The following is a 25,185-nucleotide window of genomic DNA, read 5'->3' as shown; positions in this document are numbered from 1 at the left end:
CACTGGGCACATGCGGATCTACCTGCCGGCCACCAGCGAGGACCTGCGCCACCCCGAGGGGCTCGCGCCACGTGCCGGGCACACCGTCACGCCGGCGCTGCGCCGGGCGCTGCCCGAGGAGGACGACGACGGCCTGGCCGACTCAGCCCTGCTCGCCGCGGCCGACGAGAGCGTCGTGCTGCTGCGGTCGGCACCCGGCGCGGCGGCCCGCCGGGTGGTCGTCGCCGTCGACGTCGCCGAGGAGGACGTCGACGTCCCACGGTTGCGGCGCCCGTGGCAGCCCGGTGACGACCGGCTGCCCAGCGCGGTCGACGTCCGTGCCACCGTGCCGTGGCGCGACGTCGCCAGCATCCACGTCGACGAGGACGACGCCGCCGCCGACGTTGCCGCCGCGATCGCCTCCGACCACGCTCTCGACCGTGCCGCCGAACGCGACCTGCTGTGGCACGACGTCACCGAGCGTGAGTCACTCGTCACCGACCTCGCGGCAGCCGCCGCGGCGTCACCCACCGGGTCGTAGCCACGACAGAGCTGAGGACCGTCATGAGCCACCAAGGCACGGTTGTCGTCGGCGCGGGGCTGGCCGGCGCGAAGGTCGTCGAGCAGCTGCGGGCGGGGGGTTACGACGCGCCCGTCACTCTCGTCGGTGACGAGGGCATCGCCCCCTACGAGCGCCCGCAGTTGTCGAAGGACTACCTCCAGGGCAACGCCCCGTTCGCCGTCGTCCACCCGGTCGCCTGGTACGACGAGCACGACATCACCACGCACCTCGACGACGCCGCCCGGGTGATCGACCGCGAGGCCCACGAGGTGGTGCTCACCAGCGGCGCGCGGCTCGGCTACACCCACCTCGTGCTCGCCACCGGCTCCGAGCCGCGGGCGCTGCCGGTCCCCGGCGCCGACCTCGACGGCGTGCTCACGCTGCGGCGGCTGCCCGACAGCGACGCGATCAGGACGGCGATCGCCGCCGGAGGCCGGATGGTGCTCGTCGGTGGCGGCTGGATCGGGCTCGAGGTGGCGGCGGCGGCGCGGCTCGCGGGCCTGGACGTCACGGTGCTCGAGACGGACGAGCTGCCGCTGCAGCGGATCCTCGGCCCGGTCGTCGCCGGCCACTTCGCGCAGCTGCACCGCGACCACGGGGTCGACCTGCGGACCTCGACCACGGTGACCGCGCTCGAGGGCGCCGGCGGCCGGGTGACCGGCGTCGTCGCCGCTGGCGGCACGATCCCGGCCGACGTCGTCGTCGTGGGGATCGGCGCGGCGCCGAACGTCGCGCTGGCGCGGGACGCCGGGCTGGCGGTGGGTACCGGCGTGCTCGTCGACGAGCACCTGCGCAGCAGCGACCCGGCGGTGCTCGCCGTCGGCGACATCGCCGAGGCCCACAACCTCGCGCTCGGTCGCCGGTTGCGGGTGGAGCACTGGGACAACGCGATCCGCCAGGGTGCCCTCGCCGCGCGGGTCATCCTCGGCGAGGACGCCGGCTACGACTGGCAGCCGTACTTCTTCACCGACCAGTACGAGCTCGGCATGGAGTACGTCGGCCACGGCGGCGGGCAGGACGACGTCACGCTGCGCGGCTCGCTCAGCAGCGGGGAGTTCCTCGCGTTCTGGCACCGGGAGGGGACGTTGACCGCCGCGATGAATGTCAACATTTGGGACGTCAACGACGACCTGCGGACGCTCCTCGGGCGCCGGATCCCGCCGACCAGGCTGGCCGACGAGGACATCGCGCTCACCGGCCTGTAGCGCGCGACGTCATCGGGACGCGCCAGACGTAGACATAGCGGCAGCGCTGCGCAATGATCATTCGCTATGGGGGCGGTCGAGTGGTTTTCGCGGTGGTGGCGCACCCTCGTCCTCGCTGGCGCAGCAGCTGCCGTGGTGGGGTGGTTGGCGCCGGACGGCTACGCGTTCGCCGGTGTCCTCGCCGGCGCCGGCCTTCTCGGAGCGGGGGTGTTCCTGGCCCCGCTGAGGGCGCCGCGGAGCATCAGCCACGCCGATGCGCAGCAGCGGGCCCGCGCGGAAGGCCTGCTCGTCGCCTACTGGCGGCCCGGCTGCGAGAGCTGTGAACGGCTGCGGTCGGGGCTGCGGGGGGAGTCCGGGGTGCTGTGGGTCGACATCTGGCAGGACCCGGCAGCGGCGACGTTCGTCCGTGAGATGAACGACGGGTACGAGGTCGTGCCCACCGTCATCGCGGGCGCCGCGGTGTGGCCGGCGCCCGGCACCGAGAAGGTGCGCGCCGCGTTGCGCACGGCTCCCACCCGCTAGCCGCACCGGCGCTCTAGGGGGCCGTACGTTCGGTCCGGCACGGTCAGGCCCGCACGGTGAGGGTCGAGGCGCCCGACGGCAGCCGGGAGACCTCGATCCGTTCGGCGATGCGGTCCTTGAGCTCGCTCACGTGGCTGACGATGCCCACCGACCTGCCGCCGGCCTGCAGCCGGCTCAGCTCGCCGAGCACCCCGTCGAGGGTGTGCGGGTCGAGCGAGCCGAAGCCCTCGTCGATGAACAGCGTGTCGAGCGTGATGCCGCCGGCCTCGCTGGTGACGACGTCGGCGAGGCCGAGCGCCAGGCACAGCGAGACGTAGAAGGTCTCGCCGCCGGAGAGCGTGTGGGGGTCACGGTTGGTCTCGGTGCGGTGGTCGCGGACCTCGAGCCCGAGGCCGGTGCGCCGGGCCCGCCCCTCGCGGCTGTCCTTGCGCAGCAGCGCGAAGCGCCCGCCGGAGATCACCGCGAGCCGGTCGTTGGCGGCAGCGACGACGTCCTCGAACCGGCGCAGCAGCACGAAGGTGGCCAGCGTGGTCGCCCGGGTGTTGCCCTCGCCGCCGGTGGCGAGCTCGGCCATCCGTAGCACCGGGGCGGCGGCGGCGGCCGCCTGACGGTGCTGGGTGAGGACCGCGAGCAGCGCCTGCCGGGCACGCTCGCACCGGTCGAGGCTGGTCGCCGCGGTGGCGGCCGTCCGGTTGGCGGCGGCGAGCGCACTGCGGTGCTCGGCGTGGCGCTGCTGGGCCGCCGCGACGTCAGCGACCTCGTCGCCGGTGAGCGCGGCCAGCGCGGCATCGGCGAGGCCGCTGCGCACGCCGGCGACCTCGGCGTCGTACGCCTCGAGCTCGCTCTCCAGCGCAGCGAGCTCGGACGCGGCAAGCTGCGCCGCACGGGCGCTCGCCGCGTCCGCGAAGCCGGCCTCCGCCAGTGCCTCGTCGAGCGCCGCGGTGGCCTCGGTGAGCCGCCGGACGGCGTCGTCGTGGTGGCGACGGGCACCGGCGAGCGCGTCGACGACGGCGACCCGTGCCTCGAGCCGCGTGACGCGGGCCGCCACCGACTCCGCCCCGCCGGCGGCCTCGCGGCACCGCCCACGGTCGGCGTCCAGCTGCTCGGTCGCGCCGCGGAGCCGTTCGGCCGCGGTGGCGACCGCCTGCTCGGCCAGCGCCCGCTGCTCCTTCAGCGCCGCGGTCTCGGCGTCGAAGGCGGTCAGCGCGGCCTCGTCGCGGGTGAGGCGGGTGGCGGTTTCTCGGGCAGCCGTGACGTCTGCGTCGGCCGCCGCGACCGTGGCCTCGGCGTCGGGCAGCGTGACGTGGCCGGCGGCCTGCCGCTGGGCGGTGAGCCGCTCGGCGGCCCGGATCCGTGCGCCGTCGGCCTCGACGAGCCGGGTGTCGGCCCGCTGCCGGGCGCCGGTGGCGGCCTCGACGTCCTCGATCGCGGCGTGGTCGGGTGACTCGGTGGTCGGGTCGGGGTGCTCGGTGCTGCCGCACACCGGGCACGGCTCGTCGGCGGTGAGCTCGGCCGCGAGGTTGCCGGCCATGCCGTTGATCCACCGCCGCCGGACCGCCTGCTCGTGCGCCCACGCGCCGGTCACGGCGAGCTGGGCCTGGGCGACATCGTGCTCGGCCGTCGCCAGCTCGGCCGCGTGGGCCTCGGCGCGCCGGGCGGCCTCGAGCACCTTGCGGCGCTCGGCGGCCAGCAGCTCCGCGGCCGCGACCGGCGTCGAGGTGCGCCGCAGCTCGGCGAGCGCGGCCTCGAGGACCTCGCGCTGCGCCGGCCGGGCGGCGATGGCCTCGTCCTGGCCGGTGAGCGCGACGCGGTCCGCCGCCACGGCGGCCTCGTCCGCAGCGAGCGCCGCCGCCCGCGCGGCGAGGCCCGCCTCCAGCCGTAGCGGGTCGCTCAGTGCGCCCTTCTCGCCGGTGAGCTCGGTGGCGAGAGTGGTGAGGGCGCCGAGGTCGGTGCCGGCGAGGTCGGCGTCGGGGCCGTCCTCGATCTCGGCGCAGAGCCGGGCGAGGGTCTCCTCGGTGCTCGTCGCGGTGCCCGTGGTCGCGACGTGGCTGCGCAGCGACCCCGCGGCACCTGCTGCTCGCCGGCCGGCGGCCAGCCGGGCCCGTTGCGCGCTCACCGCCGGTTCCCGCTCGGCGAGCTCTGCCTGCCGGACGAGGAGCGCGCGCCGGCGCACGAGCAGCTGGTCGAGCTCGCGCTGGGCGTCCCAGGCGTGCTGGGCGTCGCGCTCGGCGGTTGCTGCGCGCAGCTGCGCCGCTTCCGCCGCGGTGCTGGCGGTGCCCAGTCCGGTGACGATGTTCGCGGTGACCTGCTCCAGGGTCTCGTGGTCGAGGGCCTGCGCCGCCTCGGTCAGCCCCGCGACGGCGTCGTCGTCCTCGGCGAGCAGCCCCCGGAAGGTGGCGACCGCCGAGGTGATGTCCTGCCGCGCCGACTCCAGCGTGCCCTTGGCCGCGCGCGCCATCTCCGCCAGCTGGGCCTGCAGCCGCTGGTAGACGGCGGTGCCGAAGACGTCCTGCAGCACCTGGGCGCGCTCCTCGGGCTTGGCCCGCAAGAAGGTGGCGAACCGGCCCTGCGGCAGCACGACGGTCTGGCTGAACTGCACCCGGTCGATCCCGAGGATCTGCCGGACCTCGGTGCCGACCTCCTGGGCGCCGCCGGACAGTGGCTCGCCCGCGGCGTCGTCGAGGTCGGCGAGCCGCCACAGCCGGGCGGTGGCGTTCTGCCTGGTGGTGCCCTCGCCGCGGCGTTTGGGCCGGTCGTACGGCGGGGTGCGGCGCACCCGGAAGATGCCGGCGCCGGTGGAGAACACCACCTCGATGACCGGCTCGCGGTCCGGCGCGTGCGCCGAGGGCAGCCGCTCGTCGACCTGCGGGCTGCCCAGGGTCCCGTAGAGGCCATAGGTGATGGCGTCGATGAGGGTGGACTTGCCGGCGCCGGTGGGTCCCTCGAGGAGGAACAGCCCGCCCGCGGAGAGCTCGTCGAGGTCGACGTCGTGGCGGTCGGGGAAGGGGCCGATGGCCTCGATGCCCAGTCGGTGGATCCGCATCAGGCGCTCCGCTCCGTGGCCAGCGCGGCCTCGTAGGCACGGCGCAGCGCCACCGACTCCGCCTCGGTCGGGGCGCCCCCGGTTACCGCGGTGACGAACTCCGCGGCTACCTCGAGCGGGTCGTGCGCGGTGGTGACGGTTCGCGCGGCGGACCGGCCCGGGGCCGCGGCCGGCTGGTGCTGGACGATGAGGGCGTGCGGGAACCGCTCCCGGACCCGGGCGTAGAGCTCGGGCGGGCGGACGGTGTCGGTGACCGACACCCGCAGCCAGTGGTCGGCCTGCGGGTCGAACGCCCCCGAGAGCAGCTCGGTGAGCGTGCCGCTGGCCTCGGAGAGCGGGCGCGGGCGCGGCGCTTCGACGAGCTCGACCCGCCGGACCCCGCCGGCGTCGAGGTCGACGATCGCGCTGGACTTGCGGTGATGCATCTCCGAGAACGAGTACGCCAACGGCGACCCGGCATACCGCGCCACCGGCGCGCGGCTGCCCTCGGGAGCGGCCGGTCCCACGCGCTGCGGGCCGTGGAGGTGGCCGAGCGCGACGTAGTCCGGAGCCGGCCCGGCGGCGTGGTTGCCGGTGAGTACCCCGAGCGGCACGGAGTCCACCCCGCCGACCCGGATGTCGCGCTCGGACTCCGAGGGCTCGCCGCCGACGACGAACGCGTGCGCCATCAGCACTGCGGGCGCCCGGGAACCCGCGGCCCGCCGGGCGGCGAGGTCGGCGCGCACCCGGCGCATCGCGGCCGACATCACCGCCTCGTGGGACCGGGCGGGCGCCACCGGGGCGCCGTCGTCGTCGAGGTCGGGGCCGGTGAGGCGGTGACGGCTGAGGTCCGGGTCGAGGTACGGAACGGCGTAGACGAGGGCCGAGCCCTCGCCGTCGGCGGCCGGCAGCTCGACCGGCACGGCGAGGTCCTCGACGCGGGCCCGGATGACCAGGCCGTCACGGAACAGCGGTGCCGCGAATCCGAGCCGGATCGCGGAGTCGTGGTTGCCGGGGGTGAGCACCACCCGGGTGTGCTCGCCCAGCCGCAGCAGCGTCTGGGTGAGCAGGTCGACGACGACCACCGGCGGGATCGCGCGGTCGTACACGTCCCCGGCGACGACGACGGCGTCCACCCGCTCGCTGCGCACGACCTCGACGAGGTGGTCGAGGTAGGCGGCCTGGTGCTCGACCATGTCCACCCCGTGCAAGGTGCGCCCGAGGTGCCAGTCGGAGGTGTGCAGGATCCGCATACCCCGACGGTAGCCGGGCCCACCGACATCCCCGCAGAACCTCGGCCGTGACGGTGGACATCGCCGCCGGGGGCAGTGTCGGTGCCCCATCGGGCACCGACGGCCGATCCGGGCACCGCCGGCGGTAGCATCGGGGTGTTCCCGCCGAGGATTGCTGGTGGTGCGCGATGGCCCAGCACGTGTGCGAGCAGTGCGGCGCCCCGAACACGCCCGCGGCCCAGTTCTGCCAGGCCTGCGATGCCTACCTCGGCTGGGACAAGGGCGCGACGACGATCGGCGGGCTGCCGTTCACCGGCACCGTGCCCCGCATGGTCGAGGCGGTCACCACCGAGGTGTCGCTGCCGCCGCTGCGCGCGGCCGGAGGTCCGGCCGGGGCCACCGGTCCGGCAGTGGCCACCGTGGCCGGGTCCACCGGTCCGGCCGGGGCCGGCGAGGCGCCCGTGACGGCCGGGCCCGGGGTCGTCGAGGCGCCCCGCGCCCGGCTCACCACCACCGAGGTCACGCTCGACGGCGCCGCGCCGGTGACGGCGGCGATCGAGCTGTTCAACGCGTCGTCGGTGGTCGACGGGTTCGTCGTCGAGCCGACCGAGGCACCGGGCTGGCTCGTCGTCGGCCACGAGCCGGTCCGGCTGATGCCCGGCCAGGAGGGCACGCTCGAGCTCACCCTGCAGATGCGCGGCGACGTCCTCGTGTTCGCCCAGCGGTTCCCGCTGCGCCTCGTCGTCTCTTCCGAGGCCGACCCGGCGCAGCGGACGCAGGTGCGGCTGGCGGTCACCGTGCCCGCCGTCGGCCCGCCCGCGACCCTCGACGTCGAGCCCCGCCTGCTGCGGCTGACCGACTCCTCCCGGGCGAAGTTCTCGGTGCTCGTCGACAATCGGGCGGCAAACTTCCCGCAGACCTTCCACCTCGCCGGCAGCGACCCCGAGGGGGTGGTGCAGTTCGGCTTCCTACCGTCGGTGGTGCAGGCGCCGGCCGGCCAGGTGGTCGAGGTCCGCGGTCACTTCGTGGCCCCGCCGCCGCCGGCCGGCCGCGAGGCCACCCGTCAGCTGAGCATCACCGGCAGCAACGACGAGGGACAGGTCTCGACCGTCCTCACCGTCGTCCAGCTCACCTCCCCGGAGCCGGAGGATGCGCCGGTCGCGGTGCGGCTCTCACCCGGCCAGCTACGGGTGACGAACACCGACACCGCCGACTTCGAGGTCCACGTCGACAACCGGGCCGGCCACCGCGACGCCACGCTCAGCCTCGACGGCCGCGACCCCGCCCGGCTGATGACCTTCTCCCTGGTGCCGCAGCGGGTGCTCGCGCCGGCCGGCCAGGTGACCGTCGTCCGCGGCCGGTTGCGCACTGCGCCGGTGCCGCGCGGCCAGACGGTGACACGGACGTTCACCGTCGTCGCCACTGACGGCGTCACCGACGTCGAGGCGCCGGGCGTGCTCGAGGTGACGACCACGCCGGCGCCGCTGACCACCGCCGAGCTGGCGGTCACGCCCCGCAGCCTCACCCGGGCCGACGACCGTCGCGGCACCTTCGCCGTCGCCGTCGCCAACCGCCGCGGCCGCGAGCCGCTGCCGGTGTGGCTGTCCGGGGCGGACGAGCACGGGATGGCCCGGTTCACCTTCGAGCCCGCCTCGTTCACGGTGCCGGCGGGCGGCGTCACGCGCTCGCGGATGACCGTCGACTGCCCCCGGCCGCCGAGCGGCGAGACGGTGGCCCGCGAGCTGGAGGTGGTCGCGAGCGACGGCGAGGGCCGGCTGGCTGCGGCGGCCACCTTCACCCAGGTCTCCTCCGACCGCCGTCCGCTGCTGCGGACGCTGCTCGTGCTGTGCGGGGCGCTGCTCGTCGTGCTCGGCGCGATGCTGCCGTGGTTCCTGCCGTTCGACGAGGACGGGCTCACGCTGGTGCGCGCCGCCACCCAGATCACCGACATCACCACCGGTGAGATGCTCGCTGCTGCCGCGGGGGTCCGGGTGCTGCTGGGCCTCGCGGCGCTGCTCATGGTGTTCGGGCTCACCGGGCAGGCCGGCAGCCTCACCCGCAAGTCCGCGATCCTGGCCGTGCTGCTCTCGGTGGGCTACGTCGTCGCCGCGGTGTCCCTCGGCCAGGAGTTCCGGCTCAGCGCGGGGCTCGCGGCGGTCTGGCTCGGCGCCGTGCTGGCCTATGTCGGCGGGGTGCTCGCCCGGCAGCGGTGAGCGTGGGCGGTCAGCCGGTGGTCGGCGGGTGCGCCGCTGCGACCTCGGCGATGATCGTGGCCAGCTCGGCCGGCCGGGACCACATCGGCCAGTGGCTGGTCGGCAGGTCGAGCCAGGTGATGTCGCGCAGCTCGCGGATGCCGGCGAGCCACGGCTCGTCGGACGCCGCGGCGTAGGACTGGTACTGCGCCGAGCTGAACCCGGTGCAGATGATCGTCGTCGGCAGGTCCCGGCGGGCGTCGCCGGACAGCGTGACGCCTTGCCGCAGGACGCCGCCCGGCTCCGGCACGGCCCGGCGCCGGAAGGTCGCGAGCTGCTCCTCGGTGAGCCCGTCGAGGTTCTCCTCGGCGCTCACCGCCGCCCAGTCCAGCGGCAGCTCGACGCCGTCGAATCCCGGGTCGAGGGCGCCGACGCCGGGTGCGGTATCGACGTACACCATCGCCGCGATCCGGCCGGCGAGCCGGTCGCTGGCCGCGTAGCCGGAGAAGCCGGCCGCGCTGTGGACGACGAGCACCGGGGGCGCCGCGGCGGCCTCGACGGCGGCGCAGATGGCCGCGACGTGGTCGGCCGTCGTGACGCCCGAGCGGTCGGCGTCGACCGACTCCAGCCCCGGCAGGGTGAGGGCCGTCGCGGGGACATCGGCGTCGCCCAGCTGCGCGAGCACCTCGTCCCAGGCCCATGCCCCCAGCCAGAACCCGGGCACGAGGATCACCGGTGCAGATGTCATGGCGTCGAACCTAGCGGTGCCGGGCCGGGCGGGTCTACCGTGCGGTGATGGACATGCCGGTATGGGAACCGCCGCTGGCGGGGTCGGAGGTCGAGCACCTCGTCGGGTCGCTCGAGCGGCTGCGCGCGACCTTCCGCTGGAAGGCCGACGGGCTCGACATCGACCAGCTCCGGGCGCGGGCGGTCCCGACGTCGGAGCTCACCGTCGGCGGGCTGCTCAAGCACCTGGCGGTGGACGAGGACGACGTCTTCGCCTGCCGGCTCGCCGGCCGCCCGCCGGAGACCTGGTTGCTCGCGCCCGACGGCGAGGACCCGAGCCGCTGGCAGCTCACCGTCGGTCCCCAGGAGACCGCGACCGACCTCTATGCGTTGTGGGACGACGCCGTTCGCCGGTCCCGGCAGCGGCTGCGGGTGGCGGTCGCCGACGGTGGCCTCGACCAGAGCGCGCACCTCGAGCTCGACGGGCAGCACGTCTCGCTGCGCCGGTTGCTGCTCGACCTCATCGAGGAGTACGGCCGTCACACCGGGCACCTCGACCTCCTCCGGGAGGCGATCGACGGCCGGGTGGGGGAGGACCCGCCGGGCGACTGGCCAGTGCCGGCCGCCGACGGGCGGTAGCCCTCAGCCCTGCTTCACTCAGTCCTGCTGCGAGGTCAGCTGCTCGAGGACGGCGTCGTGCAGGGCGCCGTTGGTGGCCACCGCGTTGCCGCCGAACGGGCCGGGTGCACCGAAGAGGCTGGTGAACGTTCCCCCGGCCTCGGTGATGATGGGCACGAGGGCGGCCATGTCGTAGACCTCCAGCTCGGGCTCGCAGGCGATGTCGACCGCGCCCTCCGCGACGAGCATGTAGGACCAGAAGTCGCCGTAGGCCCGGGTGCGCCACACCGACTGCGCCATACCCATGAATGCCCGCAGCCGGCCCATCTCGGCCCAGCCGTCCAGCGAGGAGTAGCTGAGCGAGGCGTCGGCGAGCTCGCTGACCCCCGAGACGTGGATCCGGCGGGCTGCTGACAGCGACCGGCCGGTCCACGCGCCGGACCCGAGAGTGGCCCACCAGCGCCGTCCCAGCGCCGGTGCGGAGACGACGCCGAGCACGACCTCGTCGTTCTCCACCAGCCCGATGAGGGTGGCCCACACCGGCACGCCCCGGATGAAGTTCTTGGTGCCGTCGATCGGGTCGATGATCCACTGCCGCGCGGAGCGCCCGGTGGTGCCGAACTCCTCGCCGAGGATCGAGTCGCGCGGCCGCGTGCGGCCGAGCTGGGCGCGCACGATCTCCTCGGCGCTGCGGTCGGCGTCGCTCACCGGGCTGAGGTCGGGCTTGGTCTCCACGACGAGGTCGAGGGCCTGGAACCGGGCCATCGTCTGGGCGTCGACCTGGTCGGCGATGACGTGGGCAAGACGCAGGTCGTCGTCGTAGCGCGGCCGCTGGGTAGGCATCTCGCCACGCTATCGGTCACGACCCGTACGGCGGCGAGGCCGCGCCGTGGCGGGCATGGTCGGCGCCGCCCCCACCTCTAGCTTAGGTCGACCATCTGGACGCGAGATCGACCATGCTGACGCCCCCAGCGACCGGAAGAGCGACCTAAGCTGCCGCGGGGCGCGGGAGCCGGGAGCCGGGAGCCCGCGCGCTGGGAGCCGCGCGCCAGGTCAGCTGTGGTCGGCGGCGCTGGCGATGCGGGAGGCGAGCAGGCGACGGAAAGAGTCGAGGCGGTCCTGGCGTGCTTCCGCGTCGGTGCCGGCGGCGGCCCACGCGTCGAGCGCGCAGTCCGGGGCGTCGGCGCTGTGGCTGCAGTCGCGGGGGCAGTCCTCGGCGGCGGCGGACAGGTCGCCGAAGGCCGGCAGCAGGTCGTCCGGCTCCACGTGCGACAGCCCGAAGGACCGCACCCCGGGGGTGTCGATCACCCAGCCGCCCTCGGGCAGCTCGAGCGCCACCGCCGAGCTCGACGTGTGCCGGCCCCGGCCGGTGACGACGTTGACCACGCCGATCGCGCGCCGCGCGCCGGGCACGAGAGCGTTGATGAGCGTGGACTTCCCGACACCGGAGTGGCCCACCATCACCGAGTCGTGCCCGGTGACGAGCTCGCGCAGCTCCGTCAGCCCGTGCACGCCGTCGTCGTCGACCGCGGTGATGATCGCCGGGACGTTGAGCGCCGCGTACTGGGCGAGGAACGGGCCCGGGTCGGCGAGGTCGGCCTTGGTGAGCACGAGGACCGGCTGCATACCGGCGTCGTAGGCCGCGACGAGGCAGCGGTCGACCATCGCCGGCCGCGGCGGCGGGTCGGCCAGCGCGGTGACGATGAGCAGCTGGTCGGCGTTGGCGACAATGACCCGCTCGACGCCGAGGCTCTCACCGTCCTCCCCGGAGCGGCGCAGCGCGGTGGTCCGCTCCCGCACCCGCACGATCCGGGCGAGGGAGTCAGGCTGCCCGCTGACGTCCCCGACGACGTCGACGACGTCCCCGACGACGACGGCGTTCTTCGCGCCGCGGCCCAGCTCGCGGGCCTTCATCGCTACGACACGGGTGTCGTCCTCGGTGACCAGCGTGTAGCGCCCCCGGTCGACGACCAGCACCCGGGCCGGGACCGCGTCCTTGTGCCGCGGGCGCACCTTGGTGCGCGGGCGGGTCCCCCTTTTGGGGGGACGGACCCGGACGCGGTCGTCGTCCGTGCCGATGTCGCGCCTACTCACCGCGAGCCCGTCCGCTCACAGGCGGGCCTGGCTGCGGCCGGCGGTGGCCACCATCTGCGACCACATGCCGGTGAAGTCGGGCATCGTCTTGGCGGTGGTGCCGACGTCGACGATCTCCACGCCCGGCAGGCGGAGCCCGATGATGGCGGCGAAGGTCGCCATCCGGTGGTCGTGGTAGCTCTCCAGCCGCGCCGGACGCAGCGGCCCGGGCGTGATGATCAGGCCGTCGGCGGTCTCCTCGGCGTGGACGCCGATCCGGCCGAGCTCGGTGGCCAGCGCCGCCAGCCGGTCGGTCTCGTGGCCGCGCAGGTGCCCGACGCCGCGCAGCCGGCTGGGGCCGTCGGCGAACGCGCACAGCGCCGCGATCGTGGGGGTGAGCTCGCCGACGTCGTGGAGGTCGGCATCGATCGCGGTGATGGTGCCGGAGCCCGTGACGGTGAGCCCGCCGGGGCCGAGCTCGACGGTGGCGCCGAGCCGGACGAGGAGCTTGCGCAGCCCGTCACCGGCCTGCGAGGTGCTCGCCGGCCAGTCCGGGACGCTCACGCGGCCACCGGAGACGAGGGCGGCGGCGAGGAACGGGCCGGCGTTGGACAGGTCCGGCTCGATGGTCACCATCCCGCCGGCGACCGGGCCGGGGTGCACCCGCCAGCGTGCCGGGGCGCCGTCCTCGCCGTTCTCGACGTCGACGCGCACCCCCCGCTCCCGCAGCGCGTCGATGGTCATCGTCACGTGCGGCTGGCTGGGCATCGGACCGCGGCGCACCAGGGTGATGCCGTTGGCCAGCGCCGGTGCGACGAGCAGCGGCGCGGAGGCGAACTGGCTCGAGGCACTGGCGTCGACCTCGACCTCGCCGCCGGGCAGCGAGCCGGTGCCGTGGACGGTGAACGGCAGCGTGCCGCGGCCGTCGTCGTCGACCTGCGCGCCGAGGTCGCGCAGCACGTCGATGAGCGCGCCCATGGGACGTTCCCGGGCGCGCTCGTCGCCGTCGAAGGTGATCTCGCCGTCGGCGATGCTCGCCAGTGCCGGGACGAAACGCATCACGGTGCCGGCGAGCCCGCAGTCGACGGTGGCGGGACCGACGAGCGGGGCGGGGTCGATGAGCAGATCGGTGCCGGCCGGGTCGGGCCGGCCCTCGGCGTCGACGTTCTCGATGCGGGTGCCGAGCGCGCGCAGCGCCTCGATCATGAGCACGGAGTCGCGCGAGTGCAGCGGACGGTGGAGCTGGGTGGGTTCGGCGGCGAGCGCCGCGAGCAGCAGGTAGCGGTTGGTCAGTGACTTGGAGCCAGGAACCGGCACGACGGCGTCGAGCGGGCCCTCGGCCACGGGCGCGGGCCAGGCAAGTTCGGCGGATGTGATCTCAGGTGCCATGGGTACGAGAGTAGCCAAGCCTGCCGCCGACAGGTCATTCTGCCCACCGATCGGCCCCGACCGGGCCCGGCCGGCGCCGATGAGCCGCGGCCCCGGTCAGCCCTTGAGCGACGACTTGAGGTCGGCCTTCGTCTCCTTGGCGGCGGCCTTGATCTCGCGGATGAGCGCCTTGTGCTCGCGGGTGTTGGCGGCGCGCCAGACCAGCGAGGGCTTCCCGTCGCGGTCGAGCCCGGCGAGCGCGAGCCCGCCGACGAGGCTGGCGCCCTGGAGCAGGCCGTCACGCATCCGCTTGCGCTCGGACTTGTCCCGGGTGCTCCACACCGGGTTGTTGGCGATGGTGATCGGGACGGTCAGCGCCGCCAGCGCGAGCGCGGCGGACCGCGGGTTGCGGTTGGTCGCGAGCATGCCTGCGGCGACGAGCGTGACCGCGCCGCTGACGCGCACGAGGAGCTTGGTGTCGCCGGTGACGGCGGGCGGTACCCCGGCCTTCTCGAGCAGGGACTCGACCTCGCGGAACTTCACGACGTGCGCGTCGGGCCGAAGGAGCGCGTCCAGGCCGCTCGCGAGGAACGACGAGGCCAGCAGGGGGCGGGCAAGGCGGCGGGAGAGGCTCATACACCATTGCTACCTCATGAGAGCCGACGTGGCGAGTGGTGGCCCGTGAGTGCGGTCGGGAATGTCGGGGCGCCCGCGGGGGTTAGACCGATCATGACCTGTACGACGACCGCGCCCGTCGCGGACCTCACCGCCGGCGACGGCGCAGCCCGGCCCGGCGGCTGGCCGTCGGCCGACGCGTGGCCGGCCGAGGTGCAGCCAGCCGAGGAGCGGCCGGTCGGCGCGCGCTCCCGGGTGGGCGGGCTAGGCTCGGGAGTGATGACCGAGACCATTGGTGAGGACCAGGATCGCGCACCCGTCGAGGAGAGTGACGCGCAGCGCGCGCTGCGCTTCGAGGCCGATGCGCTGCCCTTCCTCGACCAGCTCTACGGCGCCGCGATGCGGATGACGCGCAACCCGGCCGACGCCGAGGACCTCGTCCAGGAGACCTTCACCAAGGCCTACGCCGCCTTCCACCAGTACAAGCCCGGGACCAACCTCAAGGCCTGGCTGTACCGGATCCTCACCAACACCTTCATCAACACCTACCGCAAGAAGCAGCGCGAACCGCTGCAGTCCGACGCCGACAACGTCGAGGACTGGCAGATCCACCGGGCCGCCTCGCACACCTCCAGGGGACTGCGCTCGGCGGAGATGGACGCGATGGACAAGCTGCCCGACTCGGAGATCAAGGACGCGCTGAACGCGCTGCCGGAGGACTTCCGGATCGCGGTGTACCTGGCCGACGTCGAGGGCTTCGCGTACAAGGAGATCGCCGAGATCATGGAGACGCCGATCGGCACCGTGATGTCGCGGCTGCACCGAGGACGGCGCCAGCTGCGCGAACGGCTCGCCGACCACGCCCGCGAGCTCGGCATGACCACTGAGGCCCGCTCATGACCTATGACACCGCCCCCGAGCCGGGCACCGTCCCGCCCGGTCCGTGCAACTGCGAGGAGCTGCTCGAGCAGCTCTACGAGTTCGTCGACTCCGAGATCAGCGAGGCGCAGTGCGCCCGGCTGCGTGAGCACGTGCGGCTGTGCCCGACGTGCCGCGAGGCGACCGACGCCGAGACGCACCTGCGGCTGCTGCTGCGGCGCTCCTGCGCCGAGACGGCGCCGACCGGGCTGCGGCTGCGCGTCGTCGCGCAGATCAGCATGCTGCGGGCGCGGGACTGACCAGCACCGCCGTCAGCGGCTGACCAGCACCACCGCCAGGGTCGCTGGGGAGAACGGCAAGAGGCCGACCCGTGGCGGGTCGGCCTCTCGCGGTGTCGGCTGGTGTCAGCTGTTGGGGCGCTTGCCGCTGTTCGCCTTGGTGTTGCGACGCGCCTTGCGCTTCCGTCCACGCTTGCTCATGGCATCCTCCTGAGTCTCCGGCCCGCCCCGCGGGCGGTTTCCGCCGTCCATCGTCCCACACCGACGGCACTGCGCGCTGCACGAGACCGGTCGCCCGGCCGCCACGGCGGCGCCGGGCGTGGCACGCTGGGGTGATGCGCGCCGTCTACGTCGACAGCCAGGACGCCGAGAACCCGCTGCGGGGCTTGGTCGTCGGGGAGCTCGAGGACCCGGGGCCACCGCGGCCGGGCTGGGTGCCGGTGACGGTGCGCGCGGCCGCGCTCAACCATCACGACCTCTGGTCGCTGCGGGGCGTCGGGCTGCCCGCCGATCGGCTGCCGATGGTGCTCGGCTGCGACGCCGCCGGCACCGACGAGGACGGCAACGAGGTGATCGTCCACGCGGTGGTCGCAGGCGCGCACTGGCGCGGCGACGAGACCCTCGACCCGCGGCGCAGCCTGCTGTCCGAGGTCTACCCCGGCACGCTGGCCGAACGGGTCTGGGTGCCGGCCGGCAACGTCGTCGCCAAGCCGGCCGAGCTCAGCTGGGCCGAGGCGGCCTGCCTGCCGACCGCCTACCTCACCGCCTACCGGCTGCTGTTCCATGCCGCCGCGCTGCGGCCGGGGCAGCGGGTGCTGGTGCAGGGCGCCGGGGGCGGGGTGGCGACGGCGTCGATCCTGCTCGCGCGGGCCGCCGGCCTGGAGGTGTGGGTGTGCGGCCGGGACCCGGAGCGCAACGATCGCGCCCGTGCGCTGGGCGCCCACGAGGTGTTCGAGTCCGGCGCCCGGCTGCCGGACCAGGTCGACGCGGTCGTGGAGACGGTGGGCGAGGCCACCTGGGCGCACTCGCTGCGGGTGGTGCGACCCGGCGGGACCATCGCGGTGGCCGGCGCGACCTCGGGCGCGATGCCGCCGGCGGAGCTGTCCCGGGTGTTCTTCCGCAGCGTGAGCGTCGTCGGCTCGACGATGGGCACGCTCGAGGAGCTGCGGCTGCTCACCGCGTTCCTCGTCGCCACCGGCGCCCGGCCGCACATCGACGACGTGCTGCCGCTGAGCGAGGCGGCCGCCGCTCTCGCCCGGCTCGAGCACGGCGAGGTCTACGGCAAGCTCGTGCTCGAGCCCTGACCGGCGGCGCGCGGCGGGGCGGTGCTCGACCGCGGCACCAGTGAGACCGGCAGCCGCAGGTGGGTCTGCGCCACCGGGCGGTCGGCCATCAGCTCGAGGAGCATCCGGATGCCGGCCGAGCCCATCGCTTGGATCGGCTGGCGCACCGTGGTCAGCGGCGGCACCGCGGACGCCGCGTCGGGGATGTCGTCGAAGCCGACGACGGACAGGTCGCCCGGCACGTCCAGCCCGCGCTCGTGGGCGAGCGCGATCACCCCGAGGGCGGAGAGGTCGTTGGCGGCGAAGATCGCCGTCGGTGGCTGGGGGAGGGAGAGCAGCTCGGCACTGAGGTCGTGCGCGGAGTCGCGCCGGTAGTCACCCACCCGCACGAGGTCCGCGTCGACCGGCAGCCCGGCCTCGGTGAGCGCCTGGCGGTAACCTGCCTCGCGCAGCGCCGAGGACTGCAGGTCGGGCCGTCCGGCGATGAAGCCGATCCGGGTGTGCCCCAGGGCGACGAGGTGACGGACCGCGAGCACCGACCCGGTGAGGCTGTCGGCCTCGACGGTGGGCAGCCCGGCCGGCCCGGCGTGCGGGTCGATGGAGACCACCGGTACGCCAGGGTCGGCGTCGACCACGGTGGGAGTGACCATGAGCGCGCCGTCGATGAGGGTGCCGCTCAGCTGGGAGAGGTAACGGCGCTCCCAGCCGGCGCCCCGGCTCTGGCGGGCGCCGGTGTAGGCGAGCAAGGCGTAGTCGGTGTCCTCCAGCGCGATCGCCGCCCCCTTGAGGATCTCGGCGCTGAACGGCTCGAACTCGGCGACGACGACGCCAATGACGTTCGTCCGGCGCGACCGCATGCCCCGCGCGACGAGGCTCGACTCGTAGCCGAGGTCGTCGATGACCGCCTGCACCCGCGAGGAGGTCGACGTCGCGACGCCGTAACGCGCGTTGATCACCTTCGACACGGTCGCCACCGACACGCCTGCCGCCACGGCGACATCCCTGATGGTGACCCGCTGCCTCATGAGCCGAGAGCCTACGTTAGTAAAACGTTATCGATAACGATTGACACCATCGTGTCGGCGCTGCCATAGTCCTGTCACATCCACCGCTGACGACGACGGGGAAGTGCTTCGATGGCGAGCCGCACACCAGGCGTGACACCTACCGCCGCGACGTCAGTGACGACGACCTCTCCACCCGCTCGCCCCGACCAGAGGACGGATTCTCATGATGGCTAGGAAGACTCTCGCGATCGCCGCTGCGGCGGTGATCGGTGCCCTCGGGCTCACCGCCTGCGGCGGCAGTGACGGTGATGACACAGGCTCGGGCGACGGCGACGTCGCGATGACCTTCTGGCACAACTCCACCACCGGAGAGGGCAAGGCCTACTGGGAAGACACGGTCGCTGCCTTCGAGGACGCCAACCCGGGCGTCACCATCGACATCCAGTCCATCCAGAACGAGGACATGGACGGCAAGCTGCAGACCGCCCTCAACTCCGGCGACGCGCCGGACATCTTCATGGCTCGCGGCGGTGGCAAGCTCGCCGACGTCGTCAACGCCGGCCAGGTGATGGACATCAGCGACCACATCGACGACGCGACGAGGACGGCCGTCGGTGAGGGCGCATTCAGTGCGTTCACGGTGAACGGCGACGTCTACGGCATGCCGACCGCGGTCCTGCCCGGTGGCATCTTCTACAGCCAGGACCTCTTCGCCGAGGCCGGCATCGACAGCCCCCCGACGACGATGGCGGAGCTGGACGACGCCGTCACCGCCCTCAAGGACGCCGGTATCGCACCGATCGCCCTCGGCGCGAAGGATGCCTGGCCCGCCGCGCACTGGTACTACTTCTTCGCGCTGCGTGCCTGCTCCCAGGACACGATGGAGGCCGCCGCAGAGTCCGGCACCTTCGAGGACCAGTGCTGGCTGCAGGCCGGCGAGGAGCTGCAGGCGCTGGCCGACACCGAGCCCTTCAACAACGGCTTCCTCACCACGGCTGCTCAGCAGGGCGCCGGTTCCTCGGCGGGGCTGCTGGCCAACCACGAGGCAGCCATGGAGCTCATGGGGGCCTGGAACCCCGGCGTCATCGCCTCGCTGACCCCCGACGAGCAGCCGCTGGCAGACCTCGGCTGGTTCCCGTTCCCGGCCGTCGAGGGCGGCGCGGGTGACCCGGCCGCGATGATGGGTGGCGTCGATGGGTACTCGTGCTCCGTGGACGCCCCGCAGGAGGAGTGCACCGCGTTCCTCAACTTCTTCATGCAGCAGGAGTACCAGGAGGGCTACGCCCAGGCGTTCCACACGGTGCCCGCCAGCCAGGAGGCTCAGGGAGTTGTCGAGGAGGGTGCCCTGCAGGACATCCTCGAGTACTACAACAACGCCCCGTACGTCATGGTCTGGCTCGACACCCTGTTCGGTCAGAACGTCGGTAACGCACTCAACGCCGGTGTCGTCGAGCTGCTCGCGGGCCAGGGTGACCCGGCCGGCATCGTCGCCGCAGTCAACGACTCCGCCGCTCGGGGCTAGCAGGCACCATGAGTGACTCCTCGGGCGAGAACGCGCTGGCCCTGAAGTCGTCCTCGCCCGGGGGCTCCTCGACCGGGGCGGGGGGCGGCGCCGTCACGGCGTCGTCCTCCGCCCGCCGGTCGCCGCGACGGGGCCGGGCCGACTGGCGCAAGCGCGCGGAGATCGCGCTGCTGTCCGGGCCGGCCATCATCGTCTTCCTCGGGTTCGTCATCTTCCCGGTGCTGATGGCGGCCTACTACGGCTTCTTCCGGTGGAACGGCTACGGGCCGGCGACGGACTTCGTCGGCCTCGACAACTACCGCATCATCCTGCAGGACCCGGTCTTCCACGACGCGCTGCAGCACAACGGGTTCATCGTGGTCATGTCTCTCATCATCCAGGGGCCGGCGGCGGTGGCCATCGCCCTGCTGCTCAACCAGCGGATCCGCGGACGGTCGATCGTCCGGGTCCTCATCTTCATGCCCTACGTCATCTCCGAGGTCATCGTCGGGGTCGGCTGGAGCCTCATGCTCCAGACCACCGGGGCGGTCAACGACTTCCTCACCAAGATGGGGCTGCCGGACTGGACGGTGGACTGGCTGTCGGACCCGGACGTCGCGATCTGGTCGCTGATGATGATCATCTCGTGGAAGTACATCGGCTTCGCAGTCATCCTCTTCCTCGCCGGGTTGCAGAGCATCCCCGAGGAACTGTTCGAGGCCGCGGCCATCGACGGCGCGTCCTACTGGCAGACCCAGCGGCGCATCACGCTGCCGCTGCTCGGCCCCACCATCCGGATCTGGGCGTTCTTGTCGATCATCGGCTCGTTGCAGCTCTTCGACCTCGTCTACATCATCTGGGGCCAGTACGTCTCGGCCACCGCGGGCACCTCGACGATGGCCATCTACATGGTCATGTACGGGCGCAATGCCGCGAGCTACGGCTTCGGCAACGCCGCCGCCGTGGTGCTGTTCCTCATCTCGCTGACCATCGCCCTGATCTACCAGCGCTACGTGCTTCGGCGGGACACCGCCGGCGCCCTCACCGAAAGGAAGAAGTGATGGCGGCCATCACCGCGCCACGGCAGACGACCGCGGCGCGAGGCAAGGGCACCCGACTGGGCCGCGGCGGCCCGCTCACCTACCTGGTCGCGTTCTTCTTCGTCGGTATCTGCGTCGCGCCCGTCCTGTTCATCGTGCTGGGCGGCTTCCGGACGAACTCCCAGATCACCACCGACCCTTCCGGGCTGCCGGGCCCCTGGGTGGTCGGCAACTACGTCGACGTCCTGGTGAGCTCGGTGTTCTGGCGGCAGATCGGCAACTCCACGATCGCGGCCGTGGGGACCACCACCGGCGTCGTGGTGCTGGGCGTGATGGCCAGCTACGTCATCGCCCGCTACGAGTTCCGCGGCCGCGGGGCGATGTACTCGCTGTTCGCCGCGGGCCTGATGTTCCCCATCACGGTGGCGATCACCCCGCTGTACATCCTCATCCGGGACCTGGGGATGATGAACAGCCTCACCGGCATCATCGTCCCGCAGATCGCCTTCGCGCTGCCGGTGACGATCATCATCCTCGTTCCGTTCCTGCGGGCGATCCCCAAGGAGCTGGAGGAGGCGGCGGCGATCGACGGCGCGAGCCGGCTCAGCTTCTTCTTCCGGATGGTGGTGCCGCTGTCGGTCCCGGGTGTGGTGACCGTGGGGATCCTGGCGTTCATCGCGAGCTGGAACAGCTACCTGCTGCCGTTGTTCATCCTGGGCAACGAGGCGTCCTACACCCTGCCGCTGGGGGTGCAGGCCTTTGCCTCGCAGTACTCGGTCGACACCGCCCGCGTCCTGGCGTTCACCTCGCTGTCGATGATCCCGGCGCTCATCTTCTTCTCGTTCTTCCAGAAACGCATCGTGGGCGGACTCACCGGCGCCGTCAAGGGCTGAAGCCGCCTGCACCACCCCGCCGTCCGGCCCGCACCTCGCACCACCACTGGCACAACCGAAAGAGAGCGTCACGTGTCCGACCTCGTCCCCGCCATGCCGGCGGTCTCGCAGCGTGTCCGCCGGATCCATGCCCGGATGAGCCTGGCGGAGAAGCTTGCCCAGCTCGTCGGCTACTGGCTCGACCAGAGCGGTTCGGTGGCCCCGCTGCAGTCCGAGATGACCGCCGGGCAGGCGCCCACCACCCGCCTCGCGGAGATCACCCGGGACGGCATCGGGCACTACACCCGGGTCTACGGCACCCGGCCGGTGGACCCGGTGGAGCGCGCCGGCTGGCTGTGGGCCGAGCAGCGCCGGCTCAAGCGGGAGACTCGGCTGGGGATCCCGGCGCTGGTCCACGAGGAGTGCCTCACCGGGCTGGCCGCCTGGCGGGCGGCGAGCTACCCGACGCCGCTGGCGTGGGGGGCCACCTTCAACCCAGCGCTCATCGAGGAGGCTGCCCGGGCGATCGGCGACTCGATGCGTGAGCTGGGTGTCCATCAGGGGCTGGCGCCGGTGCTCGACGTCGTCCGCGACCCGCGCTGGGGCCGGGTGGAGGAAGCCATCGGGGAGGACCCGTACCTCGTCGCCACCGTCGGCACTGCCTATGTCCGCGGGTTGCAGGCGGCCGGGGTGCACGCCACCCTCAAGCACCTCGTCGGCTACTCCGGCTCGGCGGCGGGGCGCAACCACGGCCCGGTGAGCGCCGGCCCGCGGGAGATCGCCGACGTCTACCTGCCGCCGTTCGAGATGGCGGTGCTCGACGGCGGCGCCCGGTCGGTGATGAACGCCTACAACGACGTCGACGGCGTGCCGGCCGGCGCTAGCCCCGAGCTGCTCACCACCTTGCTGCGCGAGACCTGGGGCTTCGATGGCACCGTCGTCGCCGACTACTTCTCGGTGGGCTTCCTCGAGGTGATGCACCGGGTCGCCGCCGACCGCGGTGAGGCGGCGGCGCTCGCGGTGGAGGCGGGCATCGACGTCGAGCTGCCTTCGGGGGACGCCTACCTGGAGCCGCTCGCCGAGCGCATCCGCGACGGTCGGTTCGACGAGCGCTACGTCGACCGGGCGGTGCTGCGGGTGCTCGGGCAGAAGGAGGAGCTCGGGCTGCTCGATCCGGGGGCCTTCGAGGATGAGCCGCCGACGACGGTCGATCTCGACTCACCGCGACACCGCGCGCTGGCCCGCCGGATCGCCGAGGAGTCGGTGGTGCTGCTGACCAACGACGGCGTGCTGCCGCTTGTCGGCCGGTCCGCGGCGCCGGCCCGGGTCGCGGTCATCGGCCCCAATGCCGACCGCGGCGAGGCCCTGCTGGGCTGCTACTCCTTCGTCAACCACGTGCTGCCGCACCACCCGCAGAGCGTGACCGGGATCGAGCTGCCCACGGTGGCACAGGCGCTGCGCACCGCGTTCGGTGAGGCCGGCGGGACGCCACCGGAGCTGCTGCTCGCCGAGGGCTGCACCGTCGAGGGCACCGACACCGCCGGGTTCGCCGACGCCGTCACGGCTGCCGAGGCAGCGGACGTCGCGGTGGTGGTGGTCGGGGACCAGGCCGGCCTGTTCGGCCGGGGCACCGTGGGGGAGGGCAACGACGTCGAGTCGCTCGAGCTGCCCGGGGTGCAGCGCGAGCTCGTCGAGGCGGTGGTGGCCGCCGGGACGCCGGTGGTCATGGTGCTCGTTACCGGCCGGCCGTACGTCGTCGGCTGGGCGCTGGACGGCCCCGGCCCCCGGCCGGCCGCGGTGCTGCAGGCGTTCTTCCCCGGCGAGGAGGGCGCCACCGCCATTGCCGGCGTGCTCACCGGGGCGGTCAACCCTTCCGGCCGGCTGCCGGTGTCGCTGCCCCGGTCGGCCGGGGCGCAGCCCTACACCTACCTCCACCCGGCGCTCGGTGGCCCGTCGGACGTCACGACCGCCGACTCCACCCCGACCCGGCCGTTCGGCTTCGGGCTGTCCTACACCGGCTTCGGCTACGACGACCTCGTCACCGACGCCGAGGTGACGGCCGGTGGAAGCTTCACCGTCGCGGTCACGGTGACCAACACCGGGGACGTCGCAGGCACCGAGACGGTGCAGCTCTATGGGCACGACGTGCGGGCTTCGGTGGCCCGACCGGTCGCGCAGCTGCTCGGCTACGGCCGGGTGACCCTGCAGCCGGGCGAGGCCCTCCGGTTGACGTTGACCGTCCCGACGAGCCGGTTCGCGTTCGCCGACCGGCGCCTGGTGCGAGTGGTGGAGCCGGGCGACGTTGAGGTGTGGGTCGCCTCGCACGCGGCGGCGTCGGCGCGCGGAGCCGACGTGGGCCACGAGACCGGCGGCGTCATCACCAACGACCGCCAGGCCGCCCGGCGGACCATCCCCGGTACGGCCACCCCCCGCGCAACGCTCGCAATCACCGGCGACGTGCACGAGGTAACGACGGCCGACCCCCGGCAGGTGACCGTGGCGGTCGCGCCGGCGGCAGTGGCGGTCCGATGACCACCGCGCCCAACCCGGTGCTGCCCGGCTGCTACCCGGACCCGTCGGTGTGCCGGGTGGGCGAGGACTACTACCTGGTGACCTCGACCTTCGAGTACTTCCCGGGCCTGCCGGTGTTCCACAGCCGCGACCTGGTCAGCTGGGAGCAGCTCGGCCACGTCGTCGACCGGGCGGACCAGCTCGACCTCGACGGCATCGCCTCCTCCGGCGGGCTGTACGCCCCGACCATCCGCCACGACGACGGCGTGTTCTGGCTGGTCTGCACGCTGGTGGACCAACGTGACGCGGCGCGCGGCGGGAACTTCCTCATGACCGCGACCGACCCGGCTGGCCCGTGGTCGGCGCCGGTGTGGCTGGACGCCGACGGCATCGACCCGTCGATCTTCTTCGACGACGACGGCCGGGTGTGGCTGCACGGCACCCGCCCGGCCCGCGCCCCGCAGTGGCACGACCAGACCGAGATCTGGCTCCGCGAGCTCGACCGGCAGCGGCTCGAGCTGATCGGCCCGGAGCACGTGCTGTGGACCGGCGCACTGCGCGACGTCGTGTGGTCCGAGGCGCCGCACCTGTACAAGGTCGAGGGCACGTACTACCTGCTCACCGCGGAGGGCGGCACCGAGTTCCACCACGCGGTGTCCGTCGCGCGGGCCGAGTCGGTCACCGGGCCGTACACCGGCAACCGGGGCAACCCGGTGCTCACCCACCGGCACCTCGGGCGCGACGTCGACGTCGTCGGCGTCGGTCATGCGGACCTCGTGGCCGACGGCGACGGCGGTTGGTGGGCGCTGCTGCTCGGTATGCGGCCCTACGGCGGCTACCACTACCCGCTCGGCCGCGAGACGTTCCTCGTCCCGGTGGAGTGGCAGGGCGGGTGGCCGGTCTTCGCGCCGGGCGAGGGGCGGCTGCCGGCGACGGTCGAGGTGCCGGGCGGGCAGCCGTGGCAGCCCGGCGCCGCCCAGGGCGAGGCGGCCGGCGTGGTGCTCCCCGACGACCTCCGGTGGACGGCGCTGCGCCGGCCGGTCGTCGAGGTCGCCACGCCGGCCGGCGAGGGATGGTCGCTGCGGGTGCGCACGACGACGCTCGCCGAGGCCGGCACCCCGGCGTTCCTCGGTGTCCGCCAGCAGCACCGCGACGTCGACGTGCGTGCAGTGATCCGAGCGGATCTCGGCCCGGGGGAGGAGGCGGGCCTGGTGGTGCGGCAGTCCGAGCAGGACCACGTCCGGCTGTTCGTCACCGGCGTCATCACCGGACCCGGGCCGGACGTGGGCGGGCCGGTGCGACGCGCCGTCGTCGTCCACCGTCGCGACGGCACCGAGGTGACGCTCGGTGAGGTGGTGCTGCCGGCGGGCGAGGTGACGCTGACCGTCAGCGCCCGCGGGCAGGACTACGCCTTGCTGGCGGGGGTGGCTGGGCTGGCGGGGGCGGCGGGGAGTGCGCCGGTGACGGTCGCGGTGGCCGACGGGCGGACCCTCGACAGCGTCGCCACCGGCGGCTTCCTCGGGCTGTGGATCGGGGTCTACGCGTCGAGCAACGGCCAGCCGACCGACACCACCGTGGAGGTGCGCCGCTTCGAGTACCTGCCGGCCGGCTGACGCGTGATCTCCGGGACGTGCGAGGGGGGGGCGGCGTGAGCAGAACGAAGCGACCGGGGCTGGCGCGAGTCGTCGTGGGGTGCCCCT

At 73.6% G+C, this 25,185-nt stretch carries 22 protein-coding genes; 13 read left to right on the top strand and 9 right to left on the bottom strand.

What is annotated here, in order from left to right; genetic code table 11:
- Window positions 1-10: 10 nt before the first annotated feature.
- From V2J52_RS15795 to V2J52_RS15785, 3 genes are all read left to right on the top strand, one after another.
- A complete protein-coding gene (locus V2J52_RS15795; RefSeq protein ID WP_331228691.1) occupies window positions 11-520 on the top strand; it encodes a DUF6912 family protein in 510 nt (169 codons plus the stop codon).
- A 23-nt stretch (window positions 521-543) separates the two neighbouring features.
- Window positions 544-1,746, top strand: coding sequence for an NAD(P)/FAD-dependent oxidoreductase (locus V2J52_RS15790; RefSeq protein WP_331228690.1), 1,203 nt, complete (start codon window positions 544-546; stop codon window positions 1,744-1,746).
- 66 nt (window positions 1,747-1,812) lie between these two features.
- Window positions 1,813-2,268 carry a thioredoxin domain-containing protein gene (locus tag V2J52_RS15785; RefSeq protein WP_331228689.1) on the top strand — a complete coding sequence of 152 codons (456 nt, stop codon included), beginning with the start codon at window positions 1,813-1,815 and terminating at the stop codon, window positions 2,266-2,268.
- 43 nt (window positions 2,269-2,311) lie between these two features.
- Here V2J52_RS15785 and V2J52_RS15780 read toward each other — a convergent pair whose 3' ends face one another.
- Together V2J52_RS15780 and V2J52_RS15775 are read right to left on the bottom strand one after the other, a co-directional pair.
- Complete coding sequence (locus V2J52_RS15780) at window positions 2,312-5,311, bottom strand: SMC family ATPase (RefSeq protein ID WP_331228688.1); 3,000 nt, start codon at window positions 5,309-5,311, stop codon at window positions 2,312-2,314.
- A complete protein-coding gene (locus V2J52_RS15775) occupies window positions 5,311-6,543 on the bottom strand; it encodes an exonuclease SbcCD subunit D (protein ID WP_331228687.1) in 1,233 nt (410 codons plus the stop codon). Before V2J52_RS15775 ends, V2J52_RS15780 begins: the two co-directional genes overlap by 1 nt.
- Before the next feature lie 167 nt (window positions 6,544-6,710).
- Here V2J52_RS15775 and V2J52_RS15770 point away from each other — a divergent pair, with 167 nt between their 5' ends.
- Window positions 6,711-8,735 (top strand): zinc ribbon domain-containing protein, encoded by a 2,025-nt coding sequence (locus V2J52_RS15770; protein WP_331228686.1) that lies wholly within the window; start codon window positions 6,711-6,713, stop codon window positions 8,733-8,735.
- A gap of 10 nt (window positions 8,736-8,745) precedes the next feature.
- On the opposite strand, the gene V2J52_RS15765 is transcribed toward V2J52_RS15770, so the two are convergent.
- Window positions 8,746-9,462, bottom strand: a complete 717-nt coding sequence (locus V2J52_RS15765) for an alpha/beta fold hydrolase (RefSeq protein WP_331228685.1) — start codon at window positions 9,460-9,462, stop codon at window positions 8,746-8,748.
- 47 nt (window positions 9,463-9,509) lie between these two features.
- Between V2J52_RS15765 and V2J52_RS15760 the strand changes: the two genes are divergently transcribed.
- Complete coding sequence (locus V2J52_RS15760; protein ID WP_331228684.1) at window positions 9,510-10,079, top strand: mycothiol transferase; 570 nt, start codon at window positions 9,510-9,512, stop codon at window positions 10,077-10,079.
- Between the two features lie 18 nt (window positions 10,080-10,097).
- Here V2J52_RS15760 and hisN read toward each other — a convergent pair whose 3' ends face one another.
- The 4 genes from hisN to V2J52_RS15740 all read right to left on the bottom strand — a co-directional run bounded on the left by hisN (window position 10,098) and on the right by V2J52_RS15740 (window position 14,135).
- Window positions 10,098-10,901: a histidinol-phosphatase gene (gene hisN, locus V2J52_RS15755; RefSeq protein ID WP_331228683.1), complete on the bottom strand. Its 804-nt coding sequence runs from the start codon at window positions 10,899-10,901 to the stop codon at window positions 10,098-10,100.
- Window positions 10,902-11,111: 210 nt separating this feature from the next.
- On the bottom strand, window positions 11,112-12,152 hold the full coding sequence (gene rsgA / locus V2J52_RS15750; protein ID WP_331228682.1) for a ribosome small subunit-dependent GTPase A: 1,041 nt from the start codon (window positions 12,150-12,152) through the stop codon (window positions 11,112-11,114).
- 15 nt (window positions 12,153-12,167) lie between these two features.
- A complete protein-coding gene (gene aroA, locus V2J52_RS15745; RefSeq protein WP_331228681.1) occupies window positions 12,168-13,520 on the bottom strand; it encodes a 3-phosphoshikimate 1-carboxyvinyltransferase in 1,353 nt (450 codons plus the stop codon).
- 96 nt (window positions 13,521-13,616) lie between these two features.
- Complete coding sequence (locus tag V2J52_RS15740) at window positions 13,617-14,135, bottom strand: DoxX family membrane protein (protein WP_331228680.1); 519 nt, start codon at window positions 14,133-14,135, stop codon at window positions 13,617-13,619.
- 93 nt (window positions 14,136-14,228) lie between these two features.
- Between V2J52_RS15740 and V2J52_RS15735 the strand changes: the two genes are divergently transcribed.
- Both V2J52_RS15735 and rsrA read left to right on the top strand, forming a co-directional pair.
- Window positions 14,229-15,014 (top strand): sigma-70 family RNA polymerase sigma factor, encoded by a 786-nt coding sequence (locus tag V2J52_RS15735; protein WP_331228679.1) that lies wholly within the window; start codon window positions 14,229-14,231, stop codon window positions 15,012-15,014.
- Complete coding sequence (gene rsrA / locus V2J52_RS15730; protein WP_331228678.1) at window positions 15,011-15,292, top strand: mycothiol system anti-sigma-R factor; 282 nt, start codon at window positions 15,011-15,013, stop codon at window positions 15,290-15,292. Before V2J52_RS15735 ends, rsrA begins: the two co-directional genes overlap by 4 nt.
- Window positions 15,293-15,397: 105 nt before the next feature.
- Here rsrA and V2J52_RS17095 read toward each other — a convergent pair whose 3' ends face one another.
- Complete coding sequence (locus tag V2J52_RS17095; RefSeq protein ID WP_434056440.1) at window positions 15,398-15,472, bottom strand: 50S ribosomal protein bL37; 75 nt, start codon at window positions 15,470-15,472, stop codon at window positions 15,398-15,400.
- A gap of 134 nt (window positions 15,473-15,606) precedes the next feature.
- Between V2J52_RS17095 and V2J52_RS15725 the strand changes: the two genes are divergently transcribed.
- Window positions 15,607-16,575 (top strand): zinc-binding dehydrogenase, encoded by a 969-nt coding sequence (locus tag V2J52_RS15725; RefSeq protein WP_331228677.1) that lies wholly within the window; start codon window positions 15,607-15,609, stop codon window positions 16,573-16,575.
- On the opposite strand, the gene V2J52_RS15720 is transcribed toward V2J52_RS15725, so the two are convergent.
- Window positions 16,548-17,579 carry a LacI family DNA-binding transcriptional regulator gene (locus tag V2J52_RS15720; protein ID WP_331228676.1) on the bottom strand — a complete coding sequence of 344 codons (1,032 nt, stop codon included), beginning with the start codon at window positions 17,577-17,579 and terminating at the stop codon, window positions 16,548-16,550. The two genes, V2J52_RS15725 and V2J52_RS15720, sit on opposite strands and share 28 nt — an antisense overlap.
- 205 nt (window positions 17,580-17,784) lie before the next feature.
- Here V2J52_RS15720 and V2J52_RS15715 point away from each other — a divergent pair, with 205 nt between their 5' ends.
- From V2J52_RS15715 to V2J52_RS15695, 5 genes are all read left to right on the top strand, one after another.
- Window positions 17,785-19,083 (top strand): extracellular solute-binding protein, encoded by a 1,299-nt coding sequence (locus V2J52_RS15715; protein WP_331228675.1) that lies wholly within the window; start codon window positions 17,785-17,787, stop codon window positions 19,081-19,083.
- Window positions 19,084-19,091: 8 nt separating this feature from the next.
- Complete coding sequence (locus V2J52_RS15710) at window positions 19,092-20,123, top strand: carbohydrate ABC transporter permease (RefSeq protein ID WP_331228674.1); 1,032 nt, start codon at window positions 19,092-19,094, stop codon at window positions 20,121-20,123.
- Window positions 20,123-20,995 carry a carbohydrate ABC transporter permease gene (locus V2J52_RS15705; RefSeq protein ID WP_331228673.1) on the top strand — a complete coding sequence of 291 codons (873 nt, stop codon included), beginning with the start codon at window positions 20,123-20,125 and terminating at the stop codon, window positions 20,993-20,995. The genes V2J52_RS15710 and V2J52_RS15705 overlap by 1 nt, the downstream gene beginning before the upstream one ends.
- 93 nt (window positions 20,996-21,088) lie before the next feature.
- Window positions 21,089-23,506 (top strand): beta-xylosidase/alpha-l-arabinosidase, encoded by a 2,418-nt coding sequence (locus V2J52_RS15700; RefSeq protein WP_331228707.1) that lies wholly within the window; start codon window positions 21,089-21,091, stop codon window positions 23,504-23,506.
- Window positions 23,503-25,098, top strand: coding sequence for a glycoside hydrolase family 43 protein (locus tag V2J52_RS15695; protein ID WP_331228672.1), 1,596 nt, complete (start codon window positions 23,503-23,505; stop codon window positions 25,096-25,098). Before V2J52_RS15700 ends, V2J52_RS15695 begins: the two co-directional genes overlap by 4 nt.
- The last annotated feature ends 87 nt before the right edge of the window (window positions 25,099-25,185 follow it).

The organism is Georgenia sunbinii (assembly GCF_036421875.1).
Taxonomy (GTDB): Bacteria; Actinomycetota; Actinomycetes; order Actinomycetales; family Actinomycetaceae; genus Georgenia_B; species Georgenia_B sunbinii.
This window is presented reverse-complemented; position numbering and strand designations above follow the sequence as displayed.